This window comes from Saccharomonospora cyanea NA-134 (assembly GCF_000244975.1).
Lineage (GTDB): Bacteria > Actinomycetota > Actinomycetes > Mycobacteriales > Pseudonocardiaceae > Saccharomonospora > Saccharomonospora cyanea.
In genome coordinates this window covers 2,857,922-2,869,765 of record NZ_CM001440.1, presented here as the reverse complement: position 1 = coordinate 2,869,765, position 11,844 = coordinate 2,857,922, and the positions used below count along the sequence as shown (strand labels likewise).

The window sequence follows — 11,844 nt, the reverse complement described above, 5'->3', positions numbered from 1 at the left end:
CCGTGTCGTGCTCGCCGCGGGGTCCGGCCTGCTGTTCTGCGCCGGGTTCGCCCCGCGCCCACTGTGGTGGGTGGTGCCCTTGGCCTTCGCCGGGCTCGGCCTCGTGCTGCACGGGCGCCGAGTGTGGGGCGCCGCGGGCTACGGGCTGGTCTTCGGGCTCGCGTTCTACCTCGCGCACATCGTCTGGATCCAGGACTTTCTGGGGGAGGAGTTCGGGCCCGCGCCGTGGCTCGCGCTCTCCGGCGTGCTCGCCGCCTACGTGGCGTTGGCGTGTGCCCTCATGCCGATCGTGTCCCGGCTGCCCGGGGCGCCGGTGTGGCAGGCACTGGTGTTCCTGCTGCAGGAGTCGGCTCGGCTGCGCTGGCCGTTCAACGGCTTCCCCTGGGGCCGGGTGGGATTCAGCCAGCCGGAGGGTGCCTACCTGTCCCTGGCTTCGCTCGGCGGCGCACCGCTGGTCGGGTTCGCTGTGCTCGTCACCGGGTTCGGGCTCGCCCAGCTCGTGGTGCGCGTCCGCGCCGGCGGTGTCCGCCCGAGCCGGGCGTGGGCCGCGCCGGCACTGGCCGTGCTTCTCCCTCCTCTGGCGGGGCTGGCCACCTGGCCCAGCGTCGACACGGCGCAGGAGGCCGGTACCCGCACCGTCGCCGTGGTGCAGGGCAACGCGCCCGATGTCGGCATCGGCCTGCTCGGGCAGCGCGACACGATCCGCGCCAACCACTTCGCCGAGAGCGCGGACCTGCTCGACGGCATCCGCTCCGGCGAGGTCCCTCGCCCGGACCTCGTCGTCTGGCCGGAGACGGCCACCGACGTCCGAGGCCCCGACCCGCAGCTCCAGACGCTGGTCGACGAGTTCGGCGTCCCCGTCCTCGTCGGTGCGCTCTACCAGCCGCCGGGCAGCGACCTGACCGAGAACGCCGCGCTCGTGTGGGAGCCCGGTGCGGGGATCACCGACCACTACGTCAAGCGGGAACTCGTGCCGTTCGCCGAGTACGTGCCGATGCGCGACATCGCCCGCTGGTTCACGCCGTTCGTCGACGACACCCGGGACATGCGATGGGGCGGCGAAGGCGCCGCCCTCGACGTCGCGGGAGCCCGGATCGGGGCGGTCATCTGTTACGAGGTCGCCTACGACTACGTCGCCAGGGACAACGTCCTGGCCGGGGCCGAACTGCTCGTCGCGCCCACCAACAACGCCTGGTTCGGGCGTGGGGAGATGAGTTACCAGCAGCTCGCGATGTCGCGGGTACGCGCGGTCGAACACGGCCGTGCCGTCGTGGTGGCGGCCACCAGCGGGGTCAGTGCCGTCGTCGCGCCGGACGGCGGTGTCACCCGCTCCACCAGCCTCTACACCGCCACGTCAATGGTGGCCGACGTGCCCCTGCGCCAGCAGACTACGCTGTCGGATCGACTCGGTGCGTGGACCGAGTACGCGCTGGTCGGGGCCGCGCTCGCCGCTGTGGTCGCCGGGTTCGTGCTCCGGTCGCACCCGAGCGGGACCACAACGCGCGCAGATGCGACAGAAGGGGAGCAGCATGGCGGAGGGGACACAGCACAGGGATGAGACTGACCCGGTGCTGGTGATCATCCCGACCTACAACGAACGGGAGAACCTCCCGCCACTCGTACGCCGCCTGCACGCGGTACTGCCGCAGGTCCATGTGCTCGTGGTCGACGACGGCAGTCCCGACGGCACGGGGGAGGTCGCCGACAAGCTCGCGGGGGACGACGACCGCGTGCACGTGCTCCACCGCACGGAGAAGGCCGGTCTCGGCGCCGCCTACATCGCCGGGTTCCGCTGGGCGCTCGAACGCGACTACGCCACCGTCGTCGAGATGGACGCCGACGGCTCGCACGCCCCCGAGGACCTGCCTCGGCTCCTCGACGCTCTCCGCGACGCCGATCTCGTGATCGGCTCCCGGTACGTGCCCGGTGGGGCGCTCGTGAACTGGCCGCCCCACCGGCAGCTGTTGTCGCGAGCCGCCAACCTGTACTCGCGGATCGCGCTCGGGGTGCCCGTCGCCGACATCACGGCCGGGTTCCGCGCCTACCGCCGCCGGGTGCTCCAGCGGCTGCCGCTGGACCGGATCGCGTCACAGGGCTACTGCTTCCAGATCGACCTCACGTGGCGCAGCGCGCAGGAGGGGTTCCGCATCCTGGAGGTGCCCATCACCTTCACCGAGCGCGAGCTGGGACAGTCGAAGATGAGCAGCGCCATCATCGGCGAGGCCATCCTCAAGGTGGCGCAGTGGGGGCTGAAACGCCGTGGCGACCAGGTGCGGGCCTGGCGCGACCGCGTGCGCCGCTGACGCGCAGGGCGGGGGAGGTGCGCCGGACACGCTGAAGGCCACCCTCCCGGTCGGGGAGGGTGGCCTTCACAGCACGGGTGGAAGTGCGGTCGCTACACCTAGCGGCCCCTGCGGTTCTTGAGCTCGGCGAGCCGCTCGTTCAGCAGCTCCTCCAGCTCCGGAATCGACCGCCGCTCCAACAGCATGTCCCAGTGCGTCCGGGGCGGCTTCGTCTCCTTGGGTTCGGGTGCTCCGCCGTTGACGATCTCCGACTCGCTGCCGTGCAGTCTGCACTCCCAGGTGGAGGGAATCTCCGCGTCGTCGGAGAACGGCACCTCGAACTCGTGGTTCTTCGGGCACCTGTAGCGCACGGTACGTCGGGGGGCTAGGTCGTGATTGCGGTCGGTCTCGTAACTGACCGCACCCAACCGGCTTCCACGAAGAACACGGTCGGCCATGATGGGTCCTTTCGGTCGGCTCCCGAAGGAGAGCCCGGGCGGTGCTCACCCTGTGCAACGACGGGAGTCGTCGGTTGAATTCCCAACAACACCGTCGTTACGCATGATGAACTACGTCACCCGCGTGAAAACTGCTTTTTCTCAGGGGAGGCGCTGCGCATCACACTGTGACGCGACAACGACAACCCCGCTCCTCATATCCCCCGCCTGGGTGAGAAGGCTCCGGCTGTTCAAGCCAACTGGAGTTGCCCTGGACCGGACGCGTCCGGCCCCACCTCGCCAAGACGGAAGTGCCGTCGACAAAGTACCTGGTAACGGACGGTAGCCGTCTCCGTCGACGAGCGTGTCGTGTCGGAGTTCACCTCACCGGTGGACACGGCACCGCCCGCGTTCGACGTCGTGTCGGCCACGAACACCGTGTCGCCGGTGCGTAGGACGACGCCGTCGCGGACCCGGGCGTTGAACCGGCCGGGCCTGCCGCACCAGCACAGCACCTCCACCTGTACGGGCTGGAGCTCGTCCGCCAGCTCGAACAACCGTCGGGCGCCCGGGAACAGTTCGCTGCGGAAGTCGGTCGCGATGCCGAAGCAGTACACGTCGATGCAGGCCTCGTCGGCGAGTTCGGTGAGCTGCTCCACCTGGACGGGCGACAGGAACTGCGCCTCGTCGACGATCAGGTAGTCGACGTGCTTGCCGCGTTCCCACGCCTGCCGCACGACCGCGCGTACGTCGGTGCCGGCCTCGACCTCCAGTGCCTGCCGCGTGATGCCGATGCGGCTGCTGATCTGGGCGGCGCCCGACCGGTCGTGGCGGACCAGCAGCAGCCCCTGCCTGCCCTGTCTGGCGAGGTTGTGGTCGATCTGCAGCGCCAACGTCGACTTGCCACAGTCCATCGGGCCGTAACAGAACTTGACTCTGCCGGTCACCGGCATGTCCCGGCGCCATGCCGCGGCGGGCACGGGGGAGAGGGCGTCTGTCGGGTCGGTGTCGTCGTCATGCGGAGCGGTCACGACGAAGCACCCTATCCGTACGCGGTGTCGCGGCTCTCGCAACACCGCGTACGGCTACAGCACCGACGGTTCGGGGTTACCGACCTCCGCGATCGCCCGCCGCACCGGGATCAGCGCCACCAGCACGAACCCGACGACGAAGAACACGAGCAGCGCGATGATCGCGTAGCGGAACGAACCGGTCGCCTGGCCGACGCCGGCGAACAGCAGCGGTCCCAGCCACGACGTGCCGCGCTCACCGATCTCGTAGAGCGAGTAGTACTGCGCTTCCTTGCCCGCCGGGATCATCTGGCTGTACAGGGAGCGGGACAGTGCGTTGGTGCCGCCCAGTACCAGGCCGATGCCCGCCGCGACGGCGTAGAACTGGAACTGCTGGCCCGCCTCGATGAAGTACGCCGAGGCGACCACCACCATCCACACCGCGAGGCTCGCCAGGATGGTCTTCTTCGCACCCCAGCGTCGCGCCACGAGTCCGTGCAGCATGCCACCGACGTAGGCCACGAACTGGATCACGAGGATGGTCGCGATGAGTACCTCGTTGTCGAACTTCAGCTCCTCGGAGCCGTACTGCGCCGACACGGAGACCACTGTGGAGATCCCGTCGGTGAACACCAGGTAGGCGCCGAGGAACGCCAGCGTCAGGGGGAACGCCTTCGCCGCGCGCAGGGTGTCGCGCAGTTCCACGAACCCGGCCTTCAGCACCGAAGCGCCGTGCTCGTGACCGTGAGGCGGTTGTCGTTCGGTCAGGCGGCGCAGCGGGACGAGCGTGAACAGTGCCCACCACAGTCCCGAGGTGAGGAAACAGATCCGGACGGCGAGCGACTCGCTGATGCCGAAGGACTCGTGGCTGAGGTAGAACACCAGCTGCGCCGCCAGTGCGACTCCGCCGCCGAGGTAGCCGAACGCCCAGCCACGCGAGGACACGTCGTCGCGCTCGTCGGGGGTCGCGATGTCCGGGAGGAACGAGTAGTAGGTGACGATCGAGGCGCCGTAACCGATGTTGCCGATCATGTACAGTGCCACGCCGAGTTCCCAGCGGTCGCCGGAGACGAAGAACAGCAGCGCCGAGGCCGCGGAGCCCAGGAACGCGAAGAACCCCAGCATGCGCTTCTTGTTCTGGCTGCGGTCGGCGATCGCTCCCGTGATCGGCAGGATCAGTACCTGGATGACGGTGGAGGCGGCGAGGAGGTATCCCCAGAGCGATCCGGCGGGGAACGTGAGTCCCAGCAGGCTGATGTCGCAGTTGACGAGGTTGTTCTCCACGCCGTGCTCGTCGACGCAGGGGGTGGGGCCGTTGCGTTCCGGATGGGACTTGGCGTCCAGTGCGGCCACCGAACTCATGTAGAGGGCGCCGAACACGGTGATCACCGACGTGTAGAACGTCGAGTTCGCCCAGTCGTAGAAGTACCAACCCCACTGTTCCCGCCGACGCTGCCGCTTGTCGGCCGTCGGTGACGGGCCACTGCCCACGGTGCTCATCCGGGCTCCTCGCTCGGTGATCGTTCCAGGTGAGCGGAGACTACTCGGCCGCGCCGCCCGGCGGAGCGGCGACTGCCGGACCGCAACGTCGTCGTCATTCCCGCATCACCGCGCCGACACCGCCACGTGCCGGTCCACGCGTCCGAGCACCGGCGGTCCCGCCGTGTCCGGTGCCTTCCAGGCTTCCAGGCGTCGCGCCGCGAGCATACGAGTAAATCGTATAACGACCTATACGGCAGGGCTTTGTGACGCTTTCCCGACGGAGCCGGCCAGCCGCTCGGCAGGAGCTCGCACCCTATCGAGCGGCTCCAGAGGCTCGTGGGCGAGCACGAGCCGTTCACCGGGAGCGCAGGTACTCCTCCCAGGTCACCCTGGGCACCTGCGGTCCGTCGTCGGGGCCGTTGTTCGCCAGTCCGTTGCGGCCGAGGTAGTACATGCCGACCTGCTTCTGCGCGGGTGTGGACAGATCGGTGTCGTTCACCGCGATCGCGTGGACGTGCCACGGCCAGTCGCCCTGGCTCGGGCTGCGCAACCACGCCGCGAAACCCACTCGCCGCAGCGCGGTGACCAAGGCGGTTCGCTGGGCCCGTGTCAACGCTTCCGCGTCGAGGTCGACGGCGCCTCCACCGTCGTGGGTGCCCGCGGAGGTGGGGTCGTTGCCCGGAGAGTACGAACCCTGTTCGACCACGAGCGGGATTCGCGAGAGTCTCGTGGCCTCGTCGAGCATGGCGACCGTGCGGGTGTTGAACGGAAAGCCCTGACGAGTCGTGCGGGCCCCCGGGGTGAGGAGACGGGTCAGCGAGAACCGTCCCTGCGCGAGCGTGGTGAGCGAGGTCCTGCCAGGCAGCCCGTTGGCCGCCAACCCGGTGTATCCCAACGATTCCTGCCACCGCGCGTACGCGGCCCGCGTCGCCGTGCCGAAATGCCCGTCCACGTACTGGCGCGCCAGCAGTCCTCGGTCGGCGAGTGCCTGTTCGACCAGTCGCACGCTCGTCCCCGCCCCCGGGGTGAGCCCCGTGCCGCTCTTCACCGGGTCCAGTTGCGCGGCGAGCACCACCATTTCCATGTCGGCCGCCGCGCCCGCGGTGGCGACGTGCGGAGCCAGCACGGTCGCCGCCGCGATCCCGGGAACCATGGCGAGAAAACGGCGACGATCGAGGTGGCTCGGCATGGTGTCACTGTCGTCCGGTCACATATATTTTTCGTACAAAACCGGCCTCACCTGCGGCTTCTCTTGCTTTCCCGTTCACCTCGGCCGCGTGGGCAGCCGGTCGAGGTGCTCCGAGTCGCAGGACCGTGGGGCATTGACCGGGTCGCACCGGGCGGGTGTGCCGCCGGGGACGCGGGCCACGTAGTCACTTCCGTGCCTGGCGGCGAGTCCCACGGCGGGGAAGTCGGTGCTGATGATCTGGGCTCCGCTGGCCAGCGCGGCCTCCAGTCGCGACGTGTCTCCGGAGCGGGCCTCGGAGAACGGCACGTCGGCGCGCGTGCGCACGAGGTAGCCCGCCCGCACGAGAGCGCGGATCTCGTTCTCGTGGGAGCCGGTGGGGTCGTTGCGCTGCACGTAGGCGGCGTCGGGTTGACCGGGGTTCGAGTTCGTGAACAGGACCCTGCCTTCGAGGCTGGGCCTGCCTCGCAGGTAGTTGTCCCGCGCGGGGCCTCGGTTGTTGTCCATCAGGAACAGCACCGTGCCGCGCGCCTGACGCAACGTCGGCCACCCGCCGGAGAGCACCGACTCCTCCAGCGTGCGGCCGGGGAGGCGGACGTCGTCGGGTGTGATCATGTCGTCCTCGCCGAACACCGACCGGATCTCGGCGTCGACGGCGTCGAGGTTGGCCTCGTTCCACGGCGGGCTCTTGGGGCCGCCGAGTGCTTCCTTGGCGGGGTCGGTCCGCTTGAACTCCAGCATGACCACGATCGGGACGTGCCCCGGGTTGGCTTCCGAGAAGTCGCGGACCTGCCGCAGGCAGGTGACGAGCGTGGCGCACGACGTGCCGTAGTCGTGGTCGGCCCAGTGCAGCACCTTGGTGCCGGGGCGCCGCATCGCCGGATCCTCGATCGGTCCGAGGCCGGCTTCCGTGCGCACCAGTGGTTGGGGGTAGAGGCCGCCCTCGGGGTCGGGGAAGAGGTCGAGTTCGATGCTGCGGACCGCCTGCTCGGTGAGCTGGTCGGGGATCGACGCATGCGAGTAGGCGAGGTTCCACCAGTTCCGGTCGGTGCGCTGCTGCACCGCCTTCTCCTCGTCGGTGAGTTCGCGGTGGTAGCTGTTGTGGGTGCCGACGGCCTGGATGTGGTTCAGCCGCACGACCTCGCTTCCGGCGCGTGGGCTCTGGTGGGCGTCGCCCGGCGTGGGCGCGAGGAGGAGTCCGGTGGTGGCGGCGACCGCCGCCACGGTGAGGTGTGTGCGGAATCGGTGTGGGGGCATGGCCGCTCCTGTCACGACAGGATCGTCTTTGGGGAGGAATGGTGCGCCGCGCCGGTGAACGCCTCGCGGCGGGATCGTGACCTCCGGTCGACAGCTCGAAAGACACGCGGGTGGGTCGCGACAGAGCCGTATAACGCTCTATATGCGGAGGTGTAGTGAACAAATCTGTGTCAGGCGACCTCGGAGGCTGAAAGCCTCGTACTCGCCGTGGCCGAGGTGATCACTTTGAGTGATCTTGTGTCATGGATGCTCACATCGCTCGACCGATAAGTACATACAAGGGCGTGAGCGAAAACCACTGCGTCCGCGCCTCTCGTGGCTTCCGAGCCCTTGTCCCCGCCCCCGCCTGGTCACAGCTTGTCCAACACGGGGTCCGTGCTTCTCACACCGCGCAGGAACGGCTGCTGCACCAGGGCGATTCGGGCGGTTGGGTGCTGCTGTGTGTGTCCGGCAGGCTCAAGGTCGTCTACGCCGAACCCGACGGGCGAGAACTTTTGATCGCTGTGCGCGGCCCCGGTGACGTGATCGGTGAGTTCTCCGGTTCCGACGGCCATCCCAGGTCGGCCACCGTCGCGGCGATCGAACCGGGCATCACCTCGAAGCTTTCCGCGCGGCGGTTCACCGACCTCGTTCGGCGGCTCGGCCTTGAGCGGCATCTGAACAGCTACATCCTCGGCAAGGTGCGGGAAAGCGCGGCTCATGCCTGGCAACTCGCTCACCTCACCACGGCGGCGCGCCTCGCCGACCTCGTCGCAACCCTCGTTGAGGCGGCGGGTCCGGACCACCCCACCCCGACCACGATCGCGATGTCACAGGAAGAGCTCGCCTCCGCGCTGGGCCTGGTGCGCTCGGCCGTCACACCGGTGCTCGCCAGGTGGAAGGCCTCGGGACTGGTGCGGATCACCCGGGGCCGCTTGGAGGTGCTGGACCTCGCCGCGCTCGCCGGCTCTGTGTCCAGTTCTGGACAGAACCGCCCGTGAGAGCGCGGCAACCTGATCTCTCGTCAGGAAGGCGCACCCGGGAAGGGACAGGGATGGAGCAGGAACTGTCGCAAGACCGCGGCTTCGGTGAACTCGTCGGAATCCTCGCGGTGGACGTCCGGCGCTTCAGCGCCCACAACGACGCCCAGCAGAAGACGATCGTGGACCTGTTGCCCGTGGTCCTGCGGGACTCCGCGACGAAGGCGGGGCTGCGGCAGTTGTGGGACGGGCACGGCTTCCGGGCCTTCCGGGGGGACGGCTATCTCGTCGGGGTACGACCCGAGTTGGTGGGTGCCGTCGTGGACAGGTACTTCGACTCCCTGCAGAACGAGCTGCGCCGCAGGGCGTGTGACCTACAGGCAGCCGGGGTGCGGCTGCGGTTGCGCGCGAGTCTGCACCTGGGGCCGGTGGAGTCGTTCGACGTGCTCGTCACCGACTCACCGCACGGCAGGGTCATGGTCGAGGCCGGGCGCATGGTGGACGCCGCGCCCGTCAGGGCGCTGCTGGACCACTCCGACGCCGAGGTCACCTTCGTGGCGTCCGTGATCTCCCGCTCGGTGATGGAACACGTCGTGGAGGCTGGCAGGTGTCTGCGGAAGCCGAGTGAGTTCGTCGAAACGTCGTTGAAGGTGGACGCGAAGGAGTACGAGGGAACGGGTTACCTGCGGGTGCCGACGCCGTCGGGTGAGCTGCTCACTTCGGGGCTGCTGGCGGTGCAGCAGCGACCGGAGGCGGAGGTGACCGAATCTCCCGAGGCAACCCGGAATGACGGTGGTGACACCAGCTCGTCCAACGTGGTCAAGGGGACCGTCGACACCGTCTCGCAGGTTCGGGATGTGCGAGGGGGCTTCGGCAACGGGGCCGTGCGCGGCGTCAGCGGTGGGATGGTGGTGACCGGGAACGGCAACGTCGCGGCGGGCCGGGATGCCAACGTGAACCGGTCCACGACGACGCAGGAGTTCTCGGGGACGTTCTTCACCCAGGGGGACGGCAACTTCGGGCCGGGCAGCGGGCGGCGTGTCGCTGACGACACCCGGCCCGCGGGGCGGTGAGGGGCGTGGAACTCGACGATCTCGACGCGTTCGGCATGCTTGCCGACGCCGAGCCCGCCGGACCAACGCCGGTCACCGCGACGCTCGGACAGCACGACGAGCACGCCCAGCCCGCACCTTCGACGAGCGTCACCGGGGACGGCAACAAGTTGGCGCAGCATGACGTCAACGACTACTCGTGGAACTTCGCCATCGAATCCGCCGTCATCCTGGGGACAGGGGAACCCGCCCGGGTGCGGCAACGCAGTGGGCGAGGGCTTCAGGACCCGGAGGCACTGCGGCGGCTCGCGCGCCAGTATGTGGCACCACCGGGACTGCTGGGAGACGACCCTGGCACCGCCTTCCGCGTTCTCGACGAACGGAACGTCCTGTTCCTGACCGCGGAGAACCGCAGCGGTGGGCAGTTCGCGGCTGGGCTGCGGCTGGGGCACGAACTGCGGAAGAAGTACCCGGGGCTCGCCGTTCGTGAGGAACTCCTCGATCCGGGCTTCCGGCTGAGCGAGCACGACCTGTTGGGCAAGCAGGGGAGCACCGCACTCGTGCTGGATCTCCGGGAGGCGGGCGAGGATGTCGGTGAGCTCCGTCGGAGCCTGGTGGAATTCGCGCGGGTACTCGAGAAGCGCCGGAGCTTTCTGATCCTGATGGTGCCGCGCAACCAGGTTCGCGAGTTCGACGAGACCTTGCCCGGCCGGGTGCACCACCTGGGCAAGCCGCCGTCTGTAGAGGTGCTCGCCCGTTACCTCGACGGAGTGGACGCGCACACCCTGGTGCAGGAGGCTGGCTGTGCCGAACAGCTCGAACACCTGTGGCCGCCCGGGGTGAAGGAGGTCGCCGAGGCGGTCACGGATCGCAGCCGTGAAGGGGAGACTCCGGCCGAGGCGCTGCGCACGGTCCTCGACAAACAGCGGTACGGCTGGGCTCCGGCGCTGCGCAAGGAGATCCGCAAGCGGCAGGAGAACGGTGACACCGAATGGCTCGCCCTGCTTGTGGCCTCGGCCGTGCTGGAACATGCCGAACCCCAGCACGTCGTCACCGCGGCCGATCAACTACTGGCCGCCAACGGGGTGGACACCGCGAGCGTGGCGCCGCTGTTGACTCCGAGCCCGTACGCCCGGTTGCACGACTTCGCCTCTGAGCACTTCGACCCGGCGAGCAGGAAGTTCCGGCCCCGCGGCTTCGCCACCGAGGTGGTGCGGCATCTGTGGCGGGAACATCCGGAGCTTCGCCAGTTGCTGCTCGACTGGTTGGCTGGCCTGCCACGGCAGATTAACGACCTCGGACGTGAGGAACTGGAGCGGATCGCTGACCGTTCCGCCGACCTCGCAGCCGAGGGAGGCCATCGGGTGGCGCTCGTGCTTGCGCGGCGTTGGGCGACGACTCACGCGGGGCGGGTGTCCCACGGGCAGCAGACCTCCGACCGGTGGCCGGACCGCCGTCGTCGGTCGATCGCAGTGCGGTTGCTGACGGCTACCGCCACGGACTCGTCGCTGGGCAGGGCGGTCCGGCAGGAACTGTGGGAATGGTCGAGGAAGTCCGACGCCGATCTCCAGTTGCTGACGGCCGAGGTGTGTGCGGGGATCGGTCAGTTCTTCCCGCGCGTCGCGCTCACCCGGCTCAAGCACCTCGCCGGTGCGAGGAACCCGGACGTGCGGAAATCCGTTGTCGCCACGCTGGGGCAGCTCGCGGAGCAGCTCGGCGTCTCGGCGTTTCTCGGCTATCTGACGGAGTGGTTCGACAACGCCCCGCCGCCGAGGTTGCAGTTGCTGGCCGACGCGGCGGCCGAGTTGTTTGAGACCCGTGCCCGCGACCTCGCCGCCAGCACGGCCGCGGCGTTCTGGGAACGTGCGCTCGACTCCATGCCGCCCGAGAATCTCCGGACCGCGGTCGACGGCTGGCTTCACGCGGCAGACGGTGCTCCACCCGAGCAGCGGGAGAGCCTTGTGGAGCTTCTCGTGCGAGCGACCGGCGCCAGCTCGCTACGCATTGCGCAGGTCCAGTACGCCAGCCGGAACGATCGAATCTTGCCGGACCTGCGCTCGTGCGGCTCGCAGCAGCGGGCCGAGACCGTGCAGTTGCTGTGGACGCGGCTGGACGAGGTCGATCCCGTGTGGGGGAGGGAGGGCGGCCTGTGACGAATTCGGGTATTTCCTGGCTGCGG

The 11,844-nt window shown here is 69.0% G+C and carries 10 protein-coding genes; 5 read left to right on the top strand and 5 right to left on the bottom strand.

Features of this window, described 5'->3' with window-relative positions:
- Nucleotides 1-7 precede the first annotated feature (7 nt).
- Nucleotides 8-1,558: an apolipoprotein N-acyltransferase gene (lnt, locus tag SACCYDRAFT_RS13535; RefSeq protein ID WP_005456923.1), complete on the top strand. Its 1,551-nt coding sequence runs from the start codon at nt 8-10 to the stop codon at nt 1,556-1,558.
- Nucleotides 1,530-2,303, top strand: a complete 774-nt coding sequence (locus SACCYDRAFT_RS13530; protein ID WP_005456921.1) for a polyprenol monophosphomannose synthase — start codon at nt 1,530-1,532, stop codon at nt 2,301-2,303. Before lnt ends, SACCYDRAFT_RS13530 begins: the two co-directional genes overlap by 29 nt.
- Nucleotides 2,304-2,401: 98 nt before the next feature.
- On the opposite strand, the gene SACCYDRAFT_RS13525 is transcribed toward SACCYDRAFT_RS13530, so the two are convergent.
- From SACCYDRAFT_RS13525 to SACCYDRAFT_RS13505, 5 genes are all read right to left on the bottom strand, one after another.
- Nucleotides 2,402-2,740: an RNA polymerase-binding protein RbpA gene (locus SACCYDRAFT_RS13525; RefSeq protein ID WP_005456919.1), complete on the bottom strand. Its 339-nt coding sequence runs from the start codon at nt 2,738-2,740 to the stop codon at nt 2,402-2,404.
- Between the two features lie 230 nt (nt 2,741-2,970).
- Nucleotides 2,971-3,750 carry a thymidine kinase gene (locus SACCYDRAFT_RS13520; RefSeq protein ID WP_005456917.1) on the bottom strand — a complete coding sequence of 260 codons (780 nt, stop codon included), beginning with the start codon at nt 3,748-3,750 and terminating at the stop codon, nt 2,971-2,973.
- 54 nt (nt 3,751-3,804) lie between these two features.
- Nucleotides 3,805-5,229 (bottom strand): MFS transporter, encoded by a 1,425-nt coding sequence (locus tag SACCYDRAFT_RS13515; RefSeq protein ID WP_005456915.1) that lies wholly within the window; start codon nt 5,227-5,229, stop codon nt 3,805-3,807.
- Nucleotides 5,230-5,566: 337 nt separating this feature from the next.
- Nucleotides 5,567-6,400, bottom strand: a complete 834-nt coding sequence (locus SACCYDRAFT_RS13510) for a peptidoglycan-binding protein (RefSeq protein ID WP_043536468.1) — start codon at nt 6,398-6,400, stop codon at nt 5,567-5,569.
- A gap of 75 nt (nt 6,401-6,475) precedes the next feature.
- Complete coding sequence (locus tag SACCYDRAFT_RS13505) at nt 6,476-7,654, bottom strand: phosphatidylinositol-specific phospholipase C1-like protein (protein ID WP_005456912.1); 1,179 nt, start codon at nt 7,652-7,654, stop codon at nt 6,476-6,478.
- A gap of 242 nt (nt 7,655-7,896) precedes the next feature.
- Here SACCYDRAFT_RS13505 and SACCYDRAFT_RS13500 point away from each other — a divergent pair, with 242 nt between their 5' ends.
- Genes SACCYDRAFT_RS13500 through SACCYDRAFT_RS13490 form a run of 3 tightly spaced genes read left to right on the top strand, consistent with a single transcriptional unit; the run spans nt 7,897 to nt 11,818 of the window.
- The gene (locus tag SACCYDRAFT_RS13500; protein ID WP_005456910.1) at nt 7,897-8,634 is read left to right on the top strand and encodes a Crp/Fnr family transcriptional regulator; all 738 of its coding nucleotides are present in this window, start codon (nt 7,897-7,899) and stop codon (nt 8,632-8,634) included.
- Between the two features lie 53 nt (nt 8,635-8,687).
- A complete protein-coding gene (locus SACCYDRAFT_RS13495; RefSeq protein ID WP_005456908.1) occupies nt 8,688-9,686 on the top strand; it encodes a hypothetical protein in 999 nt (332 codons plus the stop codon).
- 5 nt (nt 9,687-9,691) lie between these two features.
- A complete protein-coding gene (locus tag SACCYDRAFT_RS13490; RefSeq protein ID WP_232283674.1) occupies nt 9,692-11,818 on the top strand; it encodes a hypothetical protein in 2,127 nt (708 codons plus the stop codon).
- The last annotated feature ends 26 nt before the right edge of the window (nt 11,819-11,844 follow it).